19 protein-coding genes and 1 pseudogene are annotated in these 19,902 nt (G+C 71.4%); 14 read left to right on the top strand and 6 right to left on the bottom strand.

The annotated features are described in order from the left end of the window. Positions 1-66: 66 nt before the first annotated feature. Together BLV05_RS37730 and BLV05_RS38670 are read right to left on the bottom strand one after the other, a co-directional pair. Complete coding sequence (locus BLV05_RS37730) at positions 67-954, bottom strand: alpha/beta fold hydrolase (RefSeq protein WP_160312715.1); 888 nt, start codon at positions 952-954, stop codon at positions 67-69. Further along, positions 881-1,183: pseudogene (locus tag BLV05_RS38670) on the bottom strand (epoxide hydrolase N-terminal domain-containing protein); the annotation flags it as partial. The pseudogene BLV05_RS38670 and the gene BLV05_RS37730, both read right to left, overlap by 74 nt. A 58-nt stretch (positions 1,184-1,241) precedes the next feature. Here BLV05_RS38670 and BLV05_RS18660 point away from each other — a divergent pair. The 3 genes from BLV05_RS18660 to BLV05_RS18650 are packed head-to-tail and all read left to right on the top strand — an operon-like array spanning position 1,242 to position 2,865. Beyond that, the gene (locus BLV05_RS18660) at positions 1,242-1,586 is read left to right on the top strand and encodes an ArsR/SmtB family transcription factor (RefSeq protein WP_046767168.1); all 345 of its coding nucleotides are present in this window, start codon (positions 1,242-1,244) and stop codon (positions 1,584-1,586) included. Further along, a complete protein-coding gene (locus tag BLV05_RS18655; protein ID WP_160312716.1) occupies positions 1,583-2,053 on the top strand; it encodes an SRPBCC family protein in 471 nt (156 codons plus the stop codon). The genes BLV05_RS18660 and BLV05_RS18655 overlap by 4 nt, the downstream gene beginning before the upstream one ends. Before the next feature lie 11 nt (positions 2,054-2,064). Beyond that, on the top strand, positions 2,065-2,865 hold the full coding sequence (locus BLV05_RS18650) for an alpha/beta fold hydrolase (protein WP_046767169.1): 801 nt from the start codon (positions 2,065-2,067) through the stop codon (positions 2,863-2,865). A 30-nt stretch (positions 2,866-2,895) separates the two neighbouring features. Here BLV05_RS18650 and argG read toward each other — a convergent pair whose 3' ends face one another. Then, complete coding sequence (gene argG / locus BLV05_RS18645; RefSeq protein WP_046767170.1) at positions 2,896-4,326, bottom strand: argininosuccinate synthase; 1,431 nt, start codon at positions 4,324-4,326, stop codon at positions 2,896-2,898. 751 nt (positions 4,327-5,077) lie between these two features. Here argG and BLV05_RS18640 point away from each other — a divergent pair. After that, positions 5,078-6,273, top strand: a protein-coding gene (locus tag BLV05_RS18640) for an IS3 family transposase (protein WP_407929292.1) whose coding sequence is annotated in 2 segments (ribosomal slippage) — positions 5,078-5,339 and positions 5,339-6,273 — 1,197 coding nt in all. Because the reading frame shifts where the segments join, the coding sequence is not laid out codon by codon here. A gap of 209 nt (positions 6,274-6,482) precedes the next feature. Here the strand turns inward: BLV05_RS18640 and BLV05_RS18635 are convergent. Then, positions 6,483-7,889, bottom strand: coding sequence for an IS1380 family transposase (locus tag BLV05_RS18635; protein ID WP_083421320.1), 1,407 nt, complete (start codon positions 7,887-7,889; stop codon positions 6,483-6,485). Positions 7,890-8,060: 171 nt separating this feature from the next. Further along, entirely contained in the window at positions 8,061-8,624 is a 564-nt protein-coding gene (locus BLV05_RS18630) for an ArsR/SmtB family transcription factor (protein ID WP_046773118.1), read from the bottom strand. A gap of 71 nt (positions 8,625-8,695) precedes the next feature. Between BLV05_RS18630 and BLV05_RS18625 the strand changes: the two genes are divergently transcribed. The 3 genes from BLV05_RS18625 to BLV05_RS18615 are packed head-to-tail and all read left to right on the top strand — an operon-like array spanning position 8,696 to position 10,603. Beyond that, positions 8,696-9,400, top strand: coding sequence for an alpha/beta fold hydrolase (locus BLV05_RS18625; protein WP_046773119.1), 705 nt, complete (start codon positions 8,696-8,698; stop codon positions 9,398-9,400). Further along, positions 9,397-9,936 (top strand): DinB family protein, encoded by a 540-nt coding sequence (locus BLV05_RS18620; RefSeq protein WP_046773120.1) that lies wholly within the window; start codon positions 9,397-9,399, stop codon positions 9,934-9,936. Before BLV05_RS18625 ends, BLV05_RS18620 begins: the two co-directional genes overlap by 4 nt. A 1-nt stretch (position 9,937) precedes the next feature. Continuing rightward, positions 9,938-10,603, top strand: coding sequence for a VOC family protein (locus tag BLV05_RS18615; RefSeq protein WP_046773121.1), 666 nt, complete (start codon positions 9,938-9,940; stop codon positions 10,601-10,603). A 69-nt stretch (positions 10,604-10,672) separates the two neighbouring features. Here the strand turns inward: BLV05_RS18615 and BLV05_RS18610 are convergent, their stop codons facing one another. Beyond that, positions 10,673-12,346, bottom strand: a complete 1,674-nt coding sequence (locus BLV05_RS18610) for an alkaline phosphatase D family protein (RefSeq protein WP_082155884.1) — start codon at positions 12,344-12,346, stop codon at positions 10,673-10,675. Positions 12,347-12,591: 245 nt separating this feature from the next. Here BLV05_RS18610 and BLV05_RS18605 point away from each other — a divergent pair, with 245 nt between their 5' ends. The 7 genes from BLV05_RS18605 (at position 12,592) to BLV05_RS18575 (ending at position 19,887) form a co-directional block, all read left to right on the top strand. Beyond that, entirely contained in the window at positions 12,592-13,998 is a 1,407-nt protein-coding gene (locus BLV05_RS18605) for an IS1380 family transposase (protein ID WP_083421331.1), read from the top strand. 148 nt (positions 13,999-14,146) lie between these two features. Further along, entirely contained in the window at positions 14,147-15,082 is a 936-nt protein-coding gene (locus BLV05_RS18600; RefSeq protein WP_046772371.1) for a hypothetical protein, read from the top strand. 102 nt (positions 15,083-15,184) lie between these two features. Next, a complete protein-coding gene (locus tag BLV05_RS18595) occupies positions 15,185-15,817 on the top strand; it encodes a M15 family metallopeptidase (protein WP_082155783.1) in 633 nt (210 codons plus the stop codon). After that, positions 15,814-17,037, top strand: a complete 1,224-nt coding sequence (alr, locus tag BLV05_RS18590) for an alanine racemase (protein ID WP_046772369.1) — start codon at positions 15,814-15,816, stop codon at positions 17,035-17,037. Before BLV05_RS18595 ends, alr begins: the two co-directional genes overlap by 4 nt. After that, the gene (locus BLV05_RS18585) at positions 17,034-17,978 is read left to right on the top strand and encodes a D-alanine--D-alanine ligase family protein (RefSeq protein ID WP_046772368.1); all 945 of its coding nucleotides are present in this window, start codon (positions 17,034-17,036) and stop codon (positions 17,976-17,978) included. The genes alr and BLV05_RS18585 overlap by 4 nt, the downstream gene beginning before the upstream one ends. 20 nt (positions 17,979-17,998) lie before the next feature. Further along, positions 17,999-19,219, top strand: coding sequence for a sensor histidine kinase (locus tag BLV05_RS18580; RefSeq protein ID WP_046772367.1), 1,221 nt, complete (start codon positions 17,999-18,001; stop codon positions 19,217-19,219). Then, entirely contained in the window at positions 19,216-19,887 is a 672-nt protein-coding gene (locus BLV05_RS18575; protein ID WP_046772366.1) for a response regulator, read from the top strand. The genes BLV05_RS18580 and BLV05_RS18575 overlap by 4 nt, the downstream gene beginning before the upstream one ends. The last annotated feature ends 15 nt before the right edge of the window (positions 19,888-19,902 follow it).

Raw genomic sequence — 19,902 nt, 5'->3', positions numbered from 1 at the left:
CATCCGCCGCCCCTCCGCCCCTCCGCGTCCATGCCGCCCGCGCCCCTTGGTGCCGGCGCCGCGGGCTCAGGTGAGGGTGGCGGCGAAGGTGAGCAGGTCGGCGGCAAGGAGGTCGGGCGCCTCGAGGGCGGCGAAGTGGCCGCCGCGCGGCTGGTCGGTCCAGCGGTCGAGGCGGTACATCCGCTCCACCCAGGACCGCGGCGGGTCCTCGCGGAACCCGCGCTCGCGGCCGAACCGGGCGACCGCCGTCGGCACCTCGACCCGGGCGCCGAGCGGCAGCATCGTCGTGTCGGCCGCGCGGTTGTCGGCGTAGTCGAGCACCGACGTCTCGACGGTTCCGGTTGCCCACCACCAGGTCAGCAGCTCGGGCAGCGCGTCGCGGCCGGCCCGCGCCGCGACCGTCGGGCCCAGGGCCGGATCGGTCCAGGTCGACCACTTGTCGAGCACCCACGCGGCCAGCCCGGCCGGCGAGTCGAGCAGCGCCGGGGCCAGCGCGCCGGGCCGGGTCGACTGGATCTCCTTGTAGCCGTTCTCGCCGCGCCACCAGGCGTCGAACCGGTCGAGGTAGTCGCGCTCCTCGTCGGTCGGCCGGTCGCCGTCGGCCAGGGTCGGGCCGAGGTCGAGGTTGGACAGGTGCAGCCCGGCGACCAGCTCGGGCCGGTCCAGCGCCAGCCAGGTCGCGGCGGCGGAGCCGAAGTCCGTCCCGTGCGCGACGAACCGGCCGTAGCCGAGCACCGTCATCGCCTCGGCCAGCAGCCCGGCGGTGTCGCGGGTGGTCCACTGTCCGGCCGGGCGCTCGGACCACCCGTAGCCGGGCAAAGAGGCGACCACGACGGTGCGCGGCGCGAGCAGGGGGAACCAGCCGCTCGAACTCCAGGAAGCTGCTCGGCCAGCCGTGCAACAGGAGCAGCGGCGGCCGCTCGTCTCCGTCGTGCACCGCGACGTGGACGGCACCACGGCTCGTGTGGACGAGGAGCTGCCGGGCCCGGTTCAGGCGCCGCTCCACGGCCGGCCAGACGAACCCGTCCGCCCACCATTCGCACAGCTCGCGCAGCTCGGCGGACGGCGGGCCGAGCGCGTCGTCGGCGGAGTCGTGCCGCGGCCACCGGGTCCCCCGCAGCCGCCGCCCCAGCTCGTCGAGCACGTCCCGTCCCACCGCGATCGTCACCGTCTCGACCTCCATCGCGCCAGGCTAGCTTTATCTGCTTGCATGTATATATGTTCTTGTGTATGTTCGAGGTATGGACGAGCTGCAGCACCGGCTGAGCGTGATCGCGGAACCGAACCGGTTCCGCATCGTCGAGCTGCTGCGCTCGGGCCCGCTCAGCGTCGGCGCCATCGTCGACGCGCTCGGGCTGGCCCAGCCGCACGTGTCGCGGCACCTGCGGCTGCTGGCCGACGCCGGTGTCGTCGACGCAACCCGGCGGGCGCAGCAGCGCATCTACCGGCTGCGCCCGGAGCCGCTGCGCGACATCGGCGCGTGGGCGCAGAGCTTCGCCGTCCTGTGGACCGGGCGGCTGGACCGTCTCGGCGACTTCCTCGACGACACCGACCCCGCCACCGACCCGAACGGAGACCGCTCGTGACCAGCGACGGCATCGTCATCGACGAGCAGACCAACACGCTCACCATCGCCCGGCGCTACCGCGCGGCGGTCGGCCGGGTGTGGGCCGCGTGGACCGAGCCCGACGCCGTCGCCCGCTGGTGGGGGCCGCACGGCTGGACCACCACCGTCGAGCACATGGACGTCCGCCCGGGCGGGCAGTGGCGGTTCTCGCTGGCCCCCGACGACGGCTCGGCCGACCCGGTCCACGCCGTCGTCACCTACCGCGACGTGGTGCCGCGCGAGCGCCTCGTCTACCTCGACCAGTTCCTGGACGCGGACGGCGACGACGGCGTCGTCACCGACGTCACCTTCACCCCGGACGGCGACGGCACCCGAGTCAGCATCGCCGCCGTCTTCCCCGACGCCGACGCGCTGCGGCAGGCGGTCGCGGCCGGGATGGCCGAGGGCTACCAGGAGGCGCTGACCCGCCTCGACAATCACCTCTGAAAGGACCAACCATGCAGACTCTGACCTCGAAGGACGGCACCACCATCGCGTACGAGACGGCCGGCTCCGGCCCCGCCGTCATCGTCATCAGCACGGTCGCCGAGGACCACACCGGCGTCGCCGGCATGGCGGCCGCCCTGGCGAAGCACTTCACCGTCGTCAACTACGACCGGCGCGGCCGCGGCGGCAGCGGCGACCCGCAGCCGTACGACCCGGCCCGCGAGATCGACGACATCGAGGCGCTCATCGACACCGTCGGCGGCCGGGCGGCGCTGGTCAGCGGCTCGGCCGGGGGCATCCTCGCGCTCGACGCCGCCACCGCGCTCGGCCCGAAGGTCACCGGACTGGGCCTGTACGAGCCGCCGTTCATCATCGACGACGCCCGGCCGCCGGCGCCGGCCGGCTACGTCGCGCACCAGGAGGCGCTGGTCGCCGCCGGGAAGCGCAGCGAGGCGGTCGAGTACTTCATGAGCGACGTGCTGCTGGTGCCGGCCGAGTGGATCGCCGGCATGAAGCAGGACCCGTCGTGGGACGAGATGGCCACGCTCGCGCACACCTACGCCTACGACGGCCGCATCGTCGAGGGCCTGCTGTCCGGCCGGCCGCTCCCCCGCGACCGCTGGTCCGTCGACGCGCCGATCCTAGTGCTGGTCGGCGAGAACAGCGAGCAGTTCTTCCTCGACGGCGCCCACGCGCTGGCCGAGATCCTGCCCGCCGTCATCGTCGAGACACTGCCCGGTCAGGACCACGGCGCGTTCTGGCTGGCTCCCGACGCCGTCGCCGAGTCGGTCCGGGCCTTCCTGTCCCGCTGACCGTCCTGCTCGTGAAGGACGGCACCGGCGTCAGTCGGTGCCGGCCTCCATGGCGGCGCGGTCGAGCATGGCGTCGGCGTCGACCTCGCCGCGGGACGCGATGGCCTCGGCGCCGCCCTCGGGCAGCTCGCCGACCAGGTGCGTCGCGCCGATCAACTCCGCGTGCGCGCCGCCGACCAGGCCGAGCCCGGCGTACTGCTCCAGCTTGGCCCGCGAGTCGGCGATGTCGAGGTTGCGCATGGTCAGCTGGCCGATGCGGTCGACCGGGCCGAACGCGGAGTCGGCGGTGCGCTCCATCGACAGCTTGTCCGGGTGGTAGCTGAGCGCCGGGCCGGTGGTGTCGAGGATCGAGTAGTCCTCGCCGCGCCGCAGCCGCAATGTCACCTCACCGCTCACCGCCGAGCCGACCCAGCGCTGCAGCGACTCGCGCAGCATGAGCGCCTGGGGGTCGAGCCAGCGGCCCTCGTACATGAGCCGGCCGAGCCGCCGGCCCTCGTTGTGGTAGTTCGCGACGGTGTCCTCGTTGTGGATGGCGTTGACGAGCCGCTCGTAGGCCGCGTGCAGCAGCGCCATGCCGGGCGCCTCGTAGATGCCGCGGCTCTTGGCCTCGATGATGCGGTTCTCGATCTGGTCGGACATGCCCAGCCCGTGCCGTCCGCCGATGGCGTTGGCCTCCAGCACCAGCTCGACCGGGCTGGCGAACGCCTGGCCGTTGATGGTGGTCGGGCGGCCCTGCTCGAAGCCGATGGTGACGTCCTCGGCCGGGATCTCGACCTCGGGGTCCCAGAACCGGACGCCCATGATCGGGTCGACCGTCTCGATGCCGTTGTCGAGATGCTCCAGCGTCTTCGCCTCGTGCGTCGCGCCCCAGATGTTCGCGTCGGTGGAGTACGCCTTCTCGGTGCTGTCGCGGTACGGGAGGTCGTGGGTGCGCAGCCACTCGCTCATCTCGCGCCGTCCACCCAACTCCCCCACGAACTGGGCGTCGAGCCACGGCTTGTAGATGCGCAGGTTCGGGTTGGCGAGCAGACCGTAGCGGTAGAACCGCTCGATGTCGTTCCCCTTGAACGTCGACCCGTCGCCCCAGATCTGGACGTCGTCCTCAAGCATGGCCCGGACGAGGAGCGTGCCGGTGACGGCCCGGCCCAGCGGGGTCGTGTTGTAGTACGCGCGGCCGCCGCTGCGGATATGGAACGCCCCGCATGTCAGCGCGGCCAGCCCCTCCTCGACCAGCGCGGCGCGGCAGTCGACCAGCCGGGCGATCTCGGCGCCGTACAGCTTCGCCCGCCCCGGCACCGAGTCGATGTCGTCCTCGTCGGCCTGCCCGAGATCGGCGGTGTACGTGCACGGGACCGCCCCCTTGTCGCGCATCCACGCCACCGCCACGGAGGTGTCGAGACCGCCGGAGAACGCAATGCCGACCCGCTCGCCGGCGGGCAGGGAGGTGAGGACTTTGGACACGAGCAAAAGTATGCAAGGTTCCGCATGACTATGCAAGCGCTGCGTCCGTGATGTGGCGCACGGTCGGGGGGTGTTGAGGTTCGCCGTCCCCCTGCTGCCCATTTTCTTAGCCGCGCACCCGCGCCTCAAGCGGACTGATGGGCGCTTCGCGCCGACGAGACCGCTTGACCCGCGGGCCCGCGGCCTAAGAACGGGCAGCTATCAGGGGACGGGGAAGAACCGGGCACAGCCCGCCCGATATGCACCGTTCGCCGGACTCTGCGGCGTCGACTTCCTGGGTGTGAGGCGCGTCCTGGGTGTGAGTCGCGCTGAACCGGCGAAACGGGCCCGGAAACGCGACTCACACCCAGGTTGGTGAGCGCCGGCGTCCTGGTCTGCCGTTACGTCCTGGTCCCCGGTCACGCCACCAGCCCCGAATCCACCATTTCGCGTAACGGCAGACCACGACGTCACACCAGACCACGACCCGCACCGTCGTCCTCGACAGCCAGGGCGGTCCTCGATGGCAGAAGCCGTCCTCGCGCCCCAACGAAGACGGTCGCCACTATCGAAGACGACAGCCGACATCGACGCCCGACCCGTCGCCACACCTCCCCCGTCCCCCTGATAGCTGCCAGTACTTAGACCGCGAGGGTGCGGGTCAAGTCCAAGCCCCCAACCACCGCGAACAATGAACAGCAGAGGCGTGGCGTGCCTCCCACTTTCCGGACTGCGGACCTCATAAGGTCCGATCCGGAAAGGAGAAGTGTTCGTGGCGAGGAAGAAGGCAACATTCACGCCTGAGTTCCGCGAAGAGGCTGCTCGACTGGTGGTCGAGAATGACCGTCGTATTGCCGATGTGGCGCGTGAGATCGGCGTGGGTGAGACCACTCTCGGCAATTGGGTGAAGAAGTACCGAGAGGACCACGTCGGCGACGAGCCGCCGCTGGGGTTGTCCGAACGTGCGGAGTTGGCCGAACTGCGACGGCGGACGCGAGACCAGGAGATGGAGCTCGCGTTCCTGAAAAAAGCTGCCGCGTACTTCGCGAAGGAGCAGCGGTGAGCGAGAAGTACGAGTTCATCGCCGCCGAGTACGCGCACAATAGCGCCGACAATGTCAACGACGCTCCGTCTCTCAAGCAGATGTTCACCTGGCTGGGTGTGTCCAGGTCCGGCTACTACGACTGGCGGGACCGGCCACCGTCGGCGACCACGCGGCGGCGTGAGGAGTTGAAGCTCAAGATCGAGGCGTTGTTCGACCACAACGACCGCACCTACGGGTACCGGCGCATCCACGCCGAGCTGCTCCGCGGCGGCGAGCAGGCCGGGCCCGAGCTGGTCCGTGACCTGATGCGTGAGCTGGGCCTGGTGCCGTGCCAGCCGCGCCCGTACAAGATCACCACTATCCAGGGCGACGACCGGCCGGCCACCCCAGACCTGGTGCGCCGCGACTTCACCGCCGACGCGCCGGGAACGAAGCTGGTCGGCGACATCACCTACATCCACACCTGGGAGGGATGGCTGTACCTGGCGACCGTGATCGACTGCTTCAACAAAGAAGTCATCGGGTACGCACTCGCCGACCACATGCGCACCGAACTCGTCACCGACGCGCTCGACATGGCCGCCAGGAATCACGATCTCGCCGACCGCTGCATCCTTCACTCAGATCGCGGGACGCAGTACACATCGACTGACTTCTCAGCGAAGATCAAGCAGCTCGGGATGCGCGCTTCGCTCGGCAGGACCGGCATTTGCTACGACAACGCTCTGGCCGAATCGTTCAATTCCATGTTGAAGGTCGAGCGCGTCTACCGCACCGTGTACCCGACACGGAAGAAAGCCCGCGAGGATGTTGCGAACTACATCGAACTCTTCTACAATCGCAGACGAATCCATTCAGGGCTCGGCTACCGGACCCCGCACGAAGTCCGCAACGAACACCTGAATGGCCAGCTCGCAGCATAAGAGACCGCAAACGAAGCGGTCCGGAAAGCTCGGGGCAGCCCAGCGCGGACTTGAGGCGCACCCTCGCGGCTAAGCCTCGATCCACCGACCAGCTTGGTGACGTCGTCTGGTTTCAGGCGAGGTGGTTGTGATCACGTTGGGTGTGAGTGAGTTGCCGGTCTGCCCGGCTTTCCACTGGGGTTCCTTCTCGTGCCGGCGGGGGCTGGTGGTCAGGTGTGTGTCGTGGCGGGCCGGGGGAAGAGGGCGTTGTAGAGCGTGGACCACGCGGTCTGCCAGGGCCAGTTGGTCGGCAGGTGCAGGGTCAGACGCCGGGCGGAGGTGGCGATCCGGGCGGGGACGGTGATGAGTTTGCGGCGGATCGTCGCGGTGGTCGCCCTGGTCAGAGTGGGGGTCTTGGTCAGGGTCGCGGCGGCGCGGGTGAGGTTGAACGCCATGACCGCGCAGACGAGCCAGGCCGCGTTGGCGTTGAACACCCCGGAGGGCAGGTGGGCCAGCGCGGAGGCCTTGAGGTCGGCGTGGACGTTCTCGATGACCGCGTGGGCCCGGTGGGTCTGGTCCGCGGCGACGGTGTCCATCTCGGTGGTGTCGGTGGTGGTGAAGAAGGCGTGGAAGCGCCAGGAATCGAACAACGTGTCCTGGCCTTCGCTGTTGCGGGGGTTGAGATCGGGGATACGGCGGACCACGAGCCGGCCGGGGACCTGGTCGGTCTTGTTCTTGGAGGTGAACGCGGTGAAGGGAACCTCGGCGACCTCGGCACGAGAGTTCCATGTTCTGGTGGTCTCGTCGTAGACGGCGTCGGTGTATTTGATCGTGGTCCAGGCGGTCTCGGCGATGCCGGCGATGGCGCGTTTGACCGCCGGGTCCATCCGCACGGTGATCGAGACGTTCGCGCCGGCCTTCAACGCTGCGGTGACCAGGGCGTGGGAGTAGAACGCCGAGTCCGCCCGGACCAGCACGTCTCGGCCGGCCAGGTGGGTGCGGCGGATCAGGGCGAGGGCGTCGGTGGCCAGACGCGTCGCCCCGCGTGGGGACCCGGCCGAGCCGTTGCGCAGGCGCTGGGCGGCGATCACCGGCGCGAAGGTCTGGCTGGAAACGGTGGCCAGCACGGCGTTCAGGCCCCGCACCCCGGAGTACCCGAACCCCGCGCCCTGCTTCTGATAGCCGTGTACCTCCACGATGGTGTCGTCGATGTCGACCATCACCGTCGCGGTGTCTGCGGTCTCGCCCAGCAGGGCCGTGCGCTGGGTCAGGTTGATCAGAAACCGAGAGGCGATCGCGTCGGCTTGGCGGACATGGCCGAAGGTGAAGGCGCGCAGGAACGAGCCAAGTGTGGAGGGGGCGTAGATGCCGGCGAAGACCTTCCCCATCGCGCCGTGGCGTAGCAGGGCCATGTCGTCGATGCTGTCCGCGCCGGCGGTCATGCCGGCGACCAGGCCCGACAGCTTCAGCCCGGCGTTGGCGCCCTTGTCCGTCGGCACGCTCAGGTGCTCATCGCCCAGCTCGCGCAGCCGTGCCTCGCCGGCCAGGGCCATCGCCGGGACCAGGCCCGCCGACGACACGAGGTTGGGCTCATCGAAGGCCGCCGAGACGACCGGTCGGGTGTGAGAGAGTTGCATCTACGAGATGCCCTTCTTGAGCTGGCGATACGTGCCTTAGACAAGTCGTATCCTCCCAGCTCAGAAGGGCATTCTCACGCTCCCACGCCCTACCACGACACTCCACCTGTCGGTGGATCGAGGCTAAGACCATGGGCAGCAGGGGGACGGCCAACTCGGCAAACCCAACGCTCACTCCGCGGGGTCAGGATCCGGCAGCGCGGGATGATCCGTCGGATACAACCCGGCGACGAAGCCGAAGACGGTGTCGCCGGAGCGCGGGATGGTGCTGAACTCGCGGACCAGCTCCAGCACCTTCTCCCAGAACTCCATGCCACGCTCCCGCGGAATCCGCGCGTGGCGGTGGATGCTCATCATCACGTCGGCCTCGTACGCGGCCCGCGCCTCGGCCGCGGCGACAGAGAGGTCGTTCTCCCAGATCACCGGATGGTCGATCTTGCCGATGCGGAACAGCCGCGCCGTCCGGCCGTAGTAGCGCTCGTCGATGGCCCGGACGCGCCGGGTCCGGACGACCCGCAGCATGCCGGCGTCGACCAGCACACCCACGTGGTGGGCGACGGTCGATTTGGGGCGGCCGACCGCGGCGGCCAGCTCGGTGACCGTCGCAGCGCGTTCGAGGACCAGTTCGAGGATGGTCGATCGCAGCGGGTCGGACATCGCGCGCAGCTGGGCCGGCGCCGTGACGACGGCCTGGTCGTCCAGGTCGTAGTCGGGCATCGGCCGATCGATCGACATTTCCGGTCCGTTCCACTAGGTTGGATTGATCCGTAGATCTGGATCATACCGAACCCGAGAGGGCGAACACCATGCACATCGTTCTGATCCCCGGCCTCTGGCTCGACGCCACCTCGTGGGACCGGGTGATCCCCGTCCTCGAACGGGCCGGCCACACGGCGCACCCGCTGACCCTCCCCGGCCTGGAGTCCAGAGACGCCGACCGCTCGGCCGTCACGTTGCAGGATCACATCGACGCGGTCGTGGCGGCGGTCGACGCGGTGCCGGCGGGCGAGGGGAAGGTGCTGGTCGTGGGGCACTCGCTCGGCTCCGCGCTGGCCTACGCCGCCGCCGACGCGCGGCCGGACCGCGTCGCCCGCACCGTCTACATCGGCGGATTCCCGGCGACGGACGGCGAGCCGCTCGGCCGGTTCGCGGCCGAGAACGGCGAGATCCCACTGCCCAGCTGGGAGGACCTCGGCGAGACCGACCTCAAGGACCTCGACGACGCGGCCCGTGCGGACTTCCGCGCCCGCGCGATCCCGTCGCCCGAGCGGGCCACCACCGACCCGATCCGGCTCACCGACGAGCGCCGCTTCGACGTCCCGGTCACCGTCATCTGCCCGGAGTTCTCCGCCGCCGAGCTGCGCGACTGGATCGACGGCGGCGAGCCGCCCGTGCAGGAGTTCACCAAGCTCCACGACGTCGAGTACGTCGACCTGCCGACCGGGCACTGGCCGCAGTTCAGCCGTCCCGACGACCTCGGCCGCCTCATCAACGAGGCCGCGGCCAAGTGACCGACACCGACGAGCACGGCCGGCCGGAACCGCCGATCGACGGCGACGAGCTGCGGACGCTGGCCGGGTTCCTCGACTACCAGCGCGCCACGCTCGCGTGGAAGTGCCGCGGCCTGGACGGCTCCGGGCTGACCGCCACCGTCGGCGCCTCGACCATGACGCTCGGCGGTCTGATCAAGCACCTCGCCTACGTCGAGGACGACTGGTTCACGTTCCGGCTGCTCGGCCGCGAGCGCAGCGCGCCCTGGAACACCGTCGACTGGGCCGCCGACTACGACTGGGACTGGCACTCCGCCGCCGACGACAAGCCGGAGCAGCTGTTCGCGCTCTGGGACGAGGCGGTCGGCCGGTCCCGGGCGAACCTCGCCGAGGCGCTGGCCGACAGCGGGCTGAGCCGGCCCGTCGACCGCCCCTGGCGCGACGGCCGCGCGCCCAGCGTGCGCTGGGTCCTCACCCACATGATCGAGGAGTACGCGCGGCACAACGGCCACGCCGACATCCTGCGCGAATCCGTCGACGGCAGCACCGGAGAGTGAGATGGCCACACCGATCACCGCACGCTCGTTCCACGAGGACGCGACCACCAGCGACTGGCGGGTCGTCGCCGACGGCGCCTGCGCGGTGTTCCGCACCGGCTCGTTCGGCGACGGCGTCAGGCTCGCCCAGGCCATCGCCGCCGCCGTCGACGACGCCGGACCACACCAGCCCGACCTCGACCTGCAGGCCGGCACCGTCACCGTCCGGCTGATCACCGTCATCGACGAGTACCAGGGCCTCACCGACCGGGACCTCGACCTCGCACGGCGGATCTCCGCGGTCGCCCGAGAGCAGGGGGCCGGCGCCGACGTGTCCCTGGTCCAGACGGTGCAGATCACCATGGACGCACTGGTCAGCGCCGACGTCATGCGGTTCTGGGCGGCCGTGCTCGGCTACGAGCGGCGCGCCGACAGCCCGGACGAGGACCTCGTCGACCCGCGCTGGCGCGGCCCGGGCATCTGGTTCCAGGACATGGACGCGCCCCGGCCGCAGCGCAACCGGCTGCATATCGACGTCTGGGTGCCGCCGGAGCTGGCCGAGGCGCGGGTCGCGGCGGCCCTCGCCGCCGGCGGCACCATGGTCCGCGACAAGGGGCCCACGTACTGGACCCTCGCCGACGCGGAGGGCAACGAGGTCGACGTCGCCACGGTCACCGGGCGCGACTGACGAGGTGGGGCCGGCGCCGCGCATCCGCCCGGGGTGCGCGGCTGCCGGACCCGTACCGGAGCGGCGGCGTCAGCGCTGCAGGTCCGCCGTCTCGTCCACGTCGTCGACGTCGTAGACGGGGCCGGCGTCGCGCCGCGCCTGCGCCCGCTGTTCGGCCGCCCGCGGCTCCTCGAACTCGACGGTGACGCCGGGCCGGCCGGCCTCGACGAGGAACTCCGCCGCCGTCCGCACCGTCGCGCCGTCCGCCTGCCAGACGGTGTCGACCAGCCGCAGCGAGCTGAGCAGCCGCTCCGGCGTCACGTCGCAGACGACGTAACCGCGCTGGTTGTCGAAGTACTTCCAGTGCGGGCTCTCCTCGGCGATCGGCCGGTACGTGTTCTGGAACGCGACCGGGTCGGAGTTGCCGCCGGACGAGATCGACGTGCCGGTCAGCTCCGCGCCGACGACCGGCGACGACGGGTCGTCGAAGTCGGGGTGCAGGTCGGCCACCCAGGTGCAGTGCCGGTCCCCCGTCAGCACGACCGGGTTGTCCACGGCGCCGCCGCCGAACACCTCCAGCAGCCGGCGGCGCTGGACGCGGTAGCCGTCCCAGTTGTCGAAGTCGAACGTGTCGACCTCGCCGGCCGTGCGGTCGTTCTGCGCCCACATCACCTGGTTGGCCAGCAGGTTCCAGCGCGTCTCGCCGTCGGTGAGGCCGTCGACGAGCCAGCGCTCCTGCTCGTCGCCGGTCATCGTCAGCGGCGCGGTCTCGGCCTGCTCGAGCGTCGTCGGCTGGTCCGAGCGGTACTGCCGGGTGTCGACGACGTGCAGGTCGACGAGGTCGCCGAACCGCAGCCGGCGGTACAGCTGCAGGTCCAGGCCGCGCGGCCGGGAGCCGCTGCGCAGCGGCATGTGCTCGTAGTACGCCTGGAACGCGGCCTGCCGCCGGGCCCGGAACGCCTCGGGGCTCTGCTGGTCGGGGTCCTGCGGGATCTCGTCCACCCAGTTGTTGTCGACCTCGTGGTCGTCCCAGGTGACGATCCACGGGAAGCTCGCGTGCGCGGCCTGAAGGTTCGGGTCGGACCGGTACTGGGCGTGCCGGTTGCGGTACTCGACCAGGCTGAACGGCTCGCCGGTGCCCTCGTGGGTGCGGACGGTCGTGGTGCGCGGCACGGACTCGTAGATGTAGTCGCCGAGGAACGCGACGAAGTCGAGGTCCTCACCGGCCAAGTGGTGATAGGCGGTGAAGTAGCCGTCCTGCCAGTTCTGGCAGCTGGCGAACGCGAACCTGACGGCGGCGACGGAGCCCGCGGGCGCCGTCTTCGTGCGGCCGACTGGCGAGATCTGCCCGCCGGCGCGGAAGCGGTAGACGTACTCGGCGCCCGGCCGGAGACCCTCGACCTCGGCGTGGACGCTGTGGCCCTGCTGCGGGAGCGCGACGGTCCGGCCGCGGCGGACGACGCTGGCGAAGTTGTCGTCCTCGGCGACCTCCCACTCGACGGGGTACGGGCGTCCGGGCAGGCCGCCGCCGTTGAGCGGGTCCGGCGCGAGCCGCGTCCACAGGACGACGCCGTCCGGCAGCGGGTCGCCCGAGGCGACGCCGAGCGAGAAGACGCCGTCCGGCAACGTGCCGCCGGTCCCGGGTGGCGCCGCATGAGCGCCGTCGACGCGGACGAGACCGGGGGCGGACACGGCCGCGGCGGTCGCGCCGAGGCCTGCGACGAAGAGACGACGGGACAGGGGACGCTGGGGGGAGACATCCATGCGTATCACGCTTCCCACGCGGGTTGACGAGGAGTATGACAGCAAGTGACCGGTTCTTGAACGTCTTGCGCCGTGGTCGCCGGAGGCGGTCCCGCTGGATCGGCGGGCACACCCCCACTAAGCCTCGATCCACCGACAGGTGGAGTGTCGTGGTAGGGCGTGGGAGCGTGAGAATGCGCTTCTGAGCTGGGAGGATACGACTTGTCTAAGGCACGTATCGCCAGCTCAAGAAGGGCATCTCGTAGATGCAACTCTCTCACACCCGACCGGTCGTCTCGGCGGCCTTCGATGAGCCCAACCTCGTGTCGTCGGCGGGCCTGGTCCCGGCGATGGCCCTGGCCGGCGAGGCACGGCTGCGCGAGCTGGGCGATGAGCACCTGAGCGTGCCGACGGACAAGGGCGCCAACGCCGGGCTGAAGCTGTCGGGCCTGGTCGCCGGCATGACCGCCGGCGCGGACAGCATCGACGACATGGCCCTGCTACGCCACGGCGCGATGGGGAAGGTCTTCGCCGGCATCTACGCCCCCTCCACACTTGGCTCGTTCCTGCGCGCCTTCACCTTCGGCCATGTCCGCCAAGCCGACGCGATCGCCTCTCGGTTTCTGATCAACCTGACCCAGCGCACGGCCCTGCTGGGCGAGACCGCAGACACCGCGACGGTGATGGTCGACATCGACGACACCATCGTGGAGGTACACGGCTATCAGAAGCAGGGCGCGGGGTTCGGGTACTCCGGGGTGCGGGGCCTGAACGCCGTGCTGGCCACCGTTTCCAGCCAGACCTTCGCGCCGGTGATCGCCGCCCAGCGCCTGCGCAACGGCTCGGCCGGGTCCCCACGCGGGGCGACGCGTCTGGCCACCGACGCCCTCGCCCTGATCCGCCGCACCCACCTGGCCGGCCGAGACGTGCTGGTCCGGGCGGACTCGGCGTTCTACTCCCACGCCCTGGTCACCGCAGCGTTGAAGGCCGGCGCGAACGTCTCGATCACCGTGCGGATGGACCCGGCGGTCAAACGCGCCATCGCCGGCATCGCCGAGACCGCCTGGACCACGATCAAATACACCGACGCCGTCTACGACGAGACCACCAGAACATGGAACTCTCGTGCCGAGGTCGCCGAGGTTCCCTTCACCGCGTTCACCTCCAAGAACAAGACCGACCAGATCCCCGGCCGGCTCGTGGTCCGCCGTATCCCCGATCTCAACCCCCGCAACAGCGAAGGCCAGGACACGTTGTTCGATTCCTGGCGCTTCCACGCCTTCTTCACCACCACCGACACCACCGAGATGGACACCGTCGCCGCGGACCAGACCCACCGGGCCCACGCGGTCATCGAGAACGTCCACGCCGACCTCAAGGCCTCCGCGCTGGCCCACCTGCCCTCCGGGGTGTTCAACGCCAACGCGGCCTGGCTCGTCTGCGCGGTCATGGCGTTCAACCTCACCCGCGCCGCCGCGACCCTGACCAAGACCCCCACTCTGACCAGGGCGACCACCGCGACGATCCGCCGCAAACTCATCACCGTCCCCGCCCGGATCGCCACCTCCGCCCGGCGTCTGACCCTGCACCTGCCGACCAACTGGCCCTGGCAGACCGCGTGGTCCACGCTCTACAACGCCCTCTTCCCCCGGCCCGCCACGACACACACCTGACCACCAGCCCCCGCCGGCACGAGAAGGAACCCCAGTGGAAAGCCGGGCAGACCGGCAACTCACTCACACCCAACGTGATCACAACCACCTCGCCTGAAACCAGACGACGTCACCAAGCTGGTCGGTGGATCGAGGCTAAGGTCACCGCGTGATCGCAAACCAGGTGATCAGCCGCATACCGGGCAGATCCGCCCGGCTCCTGCTCGGTCTCGCCGCACTCGTCGCAGTGGCCGTCGCCGCCAGCGCCTGTGGCAGTGGCAGTGGCCAGGAGGACTCGGCGACCGACGGCGAGGCATCTTCCGACGAGTCGAGCACGTCTCCCCCGGCCGTCACACAGACGCAGTCCGTCGTGCCGTGGGACGACGTGGCGACGCACCTCGCGACCCGTCGCGGTTCATACCGAAAGTTCACTGAGATCAGAGTCGGCGGCGTCACGGCCACCATCCGGGAGTCGGTCGAGTTCGACCTCGACGCTTCCTATCTCGACCGTACCCTCACCATCCCGGCAGGACTGGTCCCTGAGGACTCTGTGCCCGGCGGCCTCGGCAACGGCATGCTCCAGTTCGTCTACACGGACTCGGTGACGATCATGCGGAACGCAGCCCTCCGCGATGCATGTGGGACGGACTGGGTCGATGTGACCGACTTCTCGTCCGATTCCGTGCTCGCACCGGCTTTCCAGGCGACCGACCTCCGGGTGGCGGAGCCGCTCGGAGTCCTGAACCACGTGAGCGGCGAGCCACGCCACGTGGCCACCTCACCAGACGGCAGCCACTACGAAGTGGCGATCCCGGCGGCTCGGCTCAGCCCGCAGGGCGGCTTCCTCGACGCACCGGACGCCATGTCCGCCATGGCGGACATCGAGACCATCGCCGACGTCCTGCTGCCGGCAGACAGCGGGCCGCTGCAGGTGACCATCGACCTCACCGATGTACTGGAGGCGGCCGCAGGAGAAGACATCCCAGAGGGTGACGGCATGACGGTCACCTGGATCGTCCCCGTCTCCGACGAGCGACCGTTCGACATCCGCCTGCCCCCAGAGATCGCCGACGCTACCTGCATCGACCAGGACAGGGAGGCTTGACCAGCCCCCGGACCTCGGGGCCAGGGATCTCGTCCTCGGGGACAGCGGTCCGGCACCTCAGGTGGAGGCCGGGTACCGGCCGCGATTCCTAGCGTGATGGACATGACGATCCTCCTGTCCGACCCGCGAGTCGCCGCGATCCCTGTCGAGGACGAGGGCGAGCCGCTGGTCGAGCTCACCGCACCGTTCGGCTCGGCCCGCGCGCGGGTGCGGGTGTCGCTCGCCCAGCGGCTGCTCCTGGCCCGCGACCGGCTGCCCGACGGCGTCGAGCTGCGGGTGGTCGAGGGGCACCGCAGCATCGCCGACCAGCGCGCGATCATCGCCCGCTACGCCGCCGAGCTGTCCGCCGTCGACCCCTCCCTCGTCCACGACCTCGCCGAGCTCGAACGTCTGACCAGCCGGTTCGTCGCACCCGTCGGGGTCGCGCCGCACGTCGCGGGCGCGGCGGTCGACCTCACGCTGGTCGGCCGCGACGGGCGGGAGCTGGACCTCGGCACCCCGATCGACGCCACACCTGAGCAGAGCGACGGCGCCTGCTACTTCGCCGCCACGAACGTCAGCCCGGAGGCGCGCGTGTACCGCGCTCTGCTCGCCGACGTGCTCGGCTCGGTCGGGCTGGTGAACTACCCGACGGAGTGGTGGCACTGGAGCTACGGCGACCGCTACTGGGCGCTGACGATCGGCGCGCCGGCCGCGCTCTACGGGCCGATCGGCGCGCACCTGGTGGCGGCATGAGCGCGGCGACGATCGACGCGCGCCCGCGGACCGCCGCCGTGACCAGCCGCCCCACACTCACCGCCGACCTCGCGGCCGTCGCCGCCAACACGCGGACGATCGCGGCCCACGCGCCCGGCTCGGCCCTGATGGCGGTCGTCAAGGCGGACGGGTTCGGGCACGGCGCCGCGGACGTCGCCCGGACGGCACTCGCGGCGGGCGCCACGCGGCTCGGCGTCACCAGCGTCGACGAGGCGCTGGAGCTGCGCGCGGCCGGGATCGGCGCGCCGATCCTGAGCTGGCTGAACCCGGTCGACGCGGACTTCGCGGCCGCCGTCGCCGCGGGCGTCGACCTGGCCGTGCCGAGCCGCGAGCACCTGGAGGCCGTCATCGCGGCGGCGCCGGGCGCCGGGCGGCCCGCTCGCGTACACCTGCACCTCGACACCGGGCTGGCCCGCGACGGCGCCCCACCGGCCGAGTGGGCGCGGCTGTGCAGCGCGGCCCGGCTCGCCGAGCAGCGCGGCCAGCTCCGCGTCGACGGCGTCATGGGGCACCTGGCCTGCGCGGACGTCCCCGCCGACAGGTCCAACGCGATCGGCCGGACCCGGTTCGCCTGGGGCGTCGAGGTCACGCGCGCGCTCGGGCTGCGGCCCGCGCACCGGCACCTCGCCGCGACCGCCGCCACGCTCACCGACCCGCGCACGCACCACACGCTGGTCCGGATCGGCGCCGGGCTGGCCGGCATCGACCCGTCCCGGACGGTGCGGCTGCGGCCCGCGCTGACGCTGACCGCCCCGGTCGTCTCGGTCCGCCGGATCCGCGCCGGGACGCCGGTCGGGTACGGGCACGCGTGGACGGCGCCCGCCACGACGCACCTGGGGCTGCTGCCGCTCGGCTACGCCGACGGACTGCCACGTTCCGCGTCCGGACGGGCCGAGGTGCTGGTCAGGGGCCGGCGCCGGCCGCTCGTCGGGCTGCTCTCGATGGACCAGGCGGTCATCGACCTAGGCGACGACGTGGTGCCGCCCGGCGAGATCGCGACGGTGTTCGGCCCCGGCGACGACGGCGAGCCGACGACCGCGGACTGGGCGGCCTGGGCCGGGACGATCGAGCACGAGATCGTCACCGGCATCGGCCGCCGGATCGCCCGGGAGACCGCTTGCAATGAGCACCTATACGCACCGGTGCCTATTGGTGCTCATTGCAAAAGCACCGCGACAGTGCCCCGGAGCATCCGATGACGGCGGCCCGGGTGGCGGTGATCGGCGGCGGGCGGAACTGCGAGCACGACGTGTCGCTGGCCTCGGCGGCCGCCGTCGCCGGCGCGCTGGAGGACGCCGGGTACGTCGTCGTCCGGCTGACCATCGACCGCGACGGCGGCTGGCGGCGCGGCGCCGACGGCTGCCCCGTCGACGTCGCCGACGCGATCCAGGTGCTGCGGACCTGCGACGTCGCCGTCCCCGTCCTGCACGGGCCGCGCGGCGAGGACGGCACGCTGGCCGCGCTGTGCGAACTGGCCGGCGTGCCGTACGTCGGGTCCGGCGTGCTGGCCGGCGCGCTGGCGATGGACAAGTGGGCGACGAAGCTGGTCGCGGCCGACCTCGGGATCGCCACGGCGCCCGGCCTGCTGCTCACCCCGTCGACGGCGCCCGGCTACCGCTGGACCCATCCGGTCGTCGTCAAGCCGGTCGCCGCGGGGTCGAGCCAGGGCGTCTCGCTCGCCAGCGCGGCCGGCGACCTCGGGCCCGCGCTGGACGAGGCGTTCGCGCTCGGCCGCCGCGTCCTCGTCGAGGACGTCGTCGCCGGCCGCGAGATCGATGTCGCCGTGCTCGGGCGGCCGGACGGGACGCGCACCGTCGCGCCCGCGCTGGAGATCGTCGTCGACGGGCTGTTCGACTTCGACACCAAGTACGGCGGCGGCGCCGACTTCCGCGTCCCCGCTGAACTGGCCGACGCCGAGCGCAAGGGGCTGGAGGACGCCGCCGTCGCGATGTTCGACGCGCTCGGCTGCGCCGGTGTCGCGCGGATCGACTTCTTCCTGACCGCGGACGGGCCGGTGCTCAACGAGGTCAACACGATGCCCGGGTTCACCGAGCAGTCGCAGGTGCCGAAGATGTTCGCCGCGGCCGGCGTCTCCTACGCCGAGCTGCTCGACCTGCTCGTCCGCGACGTGCTCGGATGACCAGCGTGGTTCCATGGCCCATGACCTCCGACTGGCGGGCCTGGGTCCCCGACATCGTCGCGGCGGCGGTCGTCGCGGTCATCGGGCTGTACGAGGCGGCGGCGACGGGGTCGGTGCCGGAGTCGCGGGTCCTGCTGGCCTTCGTCGCGGTCGGCACGGCCGCCGCCGTCGGGCTGAGCCGCCGGCTGCCGGCCGGCGCGCTCGCGCTGGTCTGGGCGGTGTGCGGGCTGCAGCTGCTGGCCGGCGTCGACCTCATGCTCGTGCAGGTGGCGATCGCCGCGGTGGCGTTCGGTACGGCGCGCTGGGGCAGCACGGCGACGGTGTGGCTGAGCGCGCTGTCGATCCCGGTCGCGGCGATGATCATCACCGTCATCGTCAACTCGCGCGGGCTCGGCGGGCTGGCCGACCTCGCCGGCAACGCGAGCGTCGTCGACACCATCCGCGACCTCAGCACGACGTGGCAGGTCACCGCCGCCGTCATGGGGATGGCGACGCTCGGCGCGCCGTGGCTGGTCGGGCTGGCGCTGCGGTTCGGCGACCGCGCCCGCCGGTCGAAGGAGTCGCAGCAGGCCGCCGAGGAGGACGCCGCGCGCGCCGTCCACGAGACCGAGCAGGCCCGCGAGATCGCCCGGCTGCGCGAAGACCAGGCGCGGCTGGCCAACGACGTGCACGATGTGGTGGGACACTCGCTGGCGGTGATCCTGGCGCAGGCCGAGTCAGGCCAGTACCTCGACGACACCGACCCGCAGGCGATGAAGGAGACCATGGCGAAGATCGCGACGTCGGCGCGGACCTCGCTGCGCGACGTCCGGCAGGTGCTGGCCGACACCCAGCAGCCGTCCGCGCAGCCGGCCGGCCTCGACACCCTGGTCGACGGCGTGCGCGCCAGCGGGCACGAGGTCGTGTCGACGGAGATCGGGACGCCGCGGCCGCTGCCGCCCGAGCTGGAGGTCGTCGCGTTCCGCGTCCTGCAGGAGATGCTCACCAACGCGATCAAGCACGGCCGCCGCGACTCCCCCGTCCAGGTCGAGCGGCACTGGGATGGCGAGCTGCGCATCGAAGTCCGCAACGTCGTCGCGCCGTCGCCGTTCGCGGCGGCCCCCGGCGGCGCCGGGCTGGACGGCATGCGCCGCCGGCTGGAGTCCGTCGGCGGCCGCCTCGACGTCCGCCGCCGCGACGAGGGTGACGGTGCGACGTTCACCGCGACCGCCTGGGTGCCGGTGCGGGCGGGCGGCGCATGACCGCTGACATCCGGGTGCTCCTGGTCGACGACCAGGAGCTGTTCCGCGAGGGCGTCCGCGTCATCGTCGACGCCCAGGACGGCATGACGGTCGTCGGCTCGGCCGGCGACGGGCTCGAGGCCGTCCGCCTGGTCGACGAGCTCGCCCCCGACGTCGTCCTCATGGACATCCGGATGCCCGACATGGACGGCGTCGAGGCGACCCGGCAGCTCTTCCTGCCCGACCGGGTGGCGCGGCGGGAGCGGCCGGTGCGCGTCGTCGTCCTGACGACCTTCAACCTCGACGACCGCGCGGCGACGGCGATCCGGTACGGCGCCAGTGGGTTCCTGCTCAAGGACACCACTCCCCTGCAGCTGCGCGACGCGATCCGCACGGTGTACGCGGGCAACGCGGTGCTGGCGCCGCAGGACCTCGCGACGCTGCTGGACGGCCAGTTCCGGTCCCGTTCATCGGTGCCGGCCGCTTACCAGTCGCTGACGGACAAGGAGCGCGAAGTGTTCACCGCGGTGGCGCGCGGCCTGTCCAACACCGAGATCGCCGGCCTGGTCTTCGCCAGCGAGTCGACGGTGAAGACGCACGTGGGCGCGATCCTGCGCAAGCTGACCCTGCGCGACCGCGTCCAGATCGTCGTCTTCGCCCACGAGCACGGCCTCCTCGACCAGCCCTAGGCGCGCGGCCCGCAC

The organism is Jiangella alkaliphila, from assembly GCF_900105925.1.
Lineage (GTDB): Bacteria > Actinomycetota > Actinomycetes > Jiangellales > Jiangellaceae > Jiangella > Jiangella alkaliphila.
This window is presented reverse-complemented; position numbering and strand designations above follow the sequence as displayed.

Coding starts and splice junctions, on each gene's coding strand:
- BLV05_RS18605 (WP_083421331.1), top strand. CDS start 12,592: ATGCAACTCTCTCACACCCGACCGGTCGTCTCGGCGGCCTTCGATGAG.
- BLV05_RS18585 (WP_046772368.1), top strand. CDS start 17,034: ATGACGGCGGCCCGGGTGGCGGTGATCGGCGGCGGGCGGAACTGCGAG.
- BLV05_RS18650 (WP_046767169.1), top strand. CDS start 2,065: ATGCAGACTCTGACCTCGAAGGACGGCACCACCATCGCGTACGAGACG.
- alr (WP_046772369.1), top strand. CDS start 15,814: ATGAGCGCGGCGACGATCGACGCGCGCCCGCGGACCGCCGCCGTGACC.
- BLV05_RS18575 (WP_046772366.1), top strand. CDS start 19,216: ATGACCGCTGACATCCGGGTGCTCCTGGTCGACGACCAGGAGCTGTTC.
- BLV05_RS18610 (WP_082155884.1), bottom strand. CDS start 12,346: ATGGATGTCTCCCCCCAGCGTCCCCTGTCCCGTCGTCTCTTCGTCGCA.
- BLV05_RS18615 (WP_046773121.1), top strand. CDS start 9,938: ATGGCCACACCGATCACCGCACGCTCGTTCCACGAGGACGCGACCACC.
- BLV05_RS18625 (WP_046773119.1), top strand. CDS start 8,696: ATGCACATCGTTCTGATCCCCGGCCTCTGGCTCGACGCCACCTCGTGG.
- BLV05_RS18660 (WP_046767168.1), top strand. CDS start 1,242: ATGGACGAGCTGCAGCACCGGCTGAGCGTGATCGCGGAACCGAACCGG.
- BLV05_RS18630 (WP_046773118.1), bottom strand. CDS start 8,624: ATGTCGATCGATCGGCCGATGCCCGACTACGACCTGGACGACCAGGCC.
- BLV05_RS18595 (WP_082155783.1), top strand. CDS start 15,185: ATGACGATCCTCCTGTCCGACCCGCGAGTCGCCGCGATCCCTGTCGAG.
- BLV05_RS18580 (WP_046772367.1), top strand. CDS start 17,999: ATGACCTCCGACTGGCGGGCCTGGGTCCCCGACATCGTCGCGGCGGCG.
- BLV05_RS18635 (WP_083421320.1), bottom strand. CDS start 7,889: ATGCAACTCTCTCACACCCGACCGGTCGTCTCGGCGGCCTTCGATGAG.